General features: G+C 35.3%; 1 protein-coding gene. It reads right to left on the bottom strand.

Annotated elements, in window-relative coordinates; all coding sequences use genetic code 11:
• Window position 1: 1 nt before the first annotated feature.
• Window positions 2-943 (bottom strand): IS4 family transposase (locus OQ5_RS0100960; RefSeq protein ID WP_016775697.1); only part of this gene is annotated, 942 nt, incomplete at its 5' end.

The raw sequence follows: 943 nt of genomic DNA, 5'->3' as shown, positions 1-943 counted from the left end.
TCTAAGTACATGACAAAACTTTAACGCAATCGTTAAACTCTTTGATATCCAATGTGTTTAATATTGCATGGGCAATTCTAATAAGGCCATATTTAAAGAAACTGTAAGCTTTCCTACCATGTTTTTTGATTTTTATCGGGCTTATATTCTCATGCTTATCAATCCCAGCCAAATAGGCCCAAACAAATGCAATTGCCAATATCGCGATTAGCTTTGAAATTCTGCTCAAATCAGACAAATGCGTGTCCTCAATATTGAAACCACTTGATTTCATGGCTTTAAACATTGTTTCAATTTGCCATCGGTCTTTATAGTTAATAAGTGCCTGGTCTTGCTTGTTAAACGAGGCGATAATAACAAATTCAATTTTTCCGGTAACCGGATTAAACGTTTTTATGCCGGACAAATAAACAAGATTGCATCCTAAATATACCAATCCTTCAATGTGTTGGCATTGCCCTGTTTTTAGATGATTGAACAGCCAAAAAGCTTTTTTTATCCCTTTTCCGGGAACCTTGACTTTCATATTCTCACGAATACGAATATAAAAAGGTACCTTATTTCTAATGAGTTCATCAAACCATTGTTCCCCAATAAATTCTCTATCAGCTAAAAGTGCCGATATAGACTTTACTCCAAATAAGTTCATATACTCATTTAGAAGCTCTTTACGTTCATCTGCATTGGAATTGCCTTTTTTAGGAAGCATTTTCCATAAAATAGGGATTGCTACACCTTTGTAACAAATGCTAAGCATTAATATGTTGATATCAGTTTTACCGAACTTCCAATTGGTTCTATCTAAGCTTAACTTATATGGAGGCTTATGAGGTAACAGAAAAAATACCAGCTTTGCCAACAAATGCCGGTCAATGACAAACTCGGCAAAAAACCGCTGAATTCGCCGATGGCTTGATTCATATTTTGACTGACCTTCAAAGCC

Origin of the sequence: Anaerophaga thermohalophila str. Valhall (assembly GCF_000250735.1) — a bacterium.
In the GTDB taxonomy this organism is placed as follows: domain Bacteria; phylum Bacteroidota; class Bacteroidia; order Bacteroidales; family Marinilabiliaceae; genus Anaerophaga; species Anaerophaga thermohalophila_A.
Note: the sequence above shows the minus strand (reverse complement) of the source record. Positions and strands in the feature narration are given on the sequence as shown.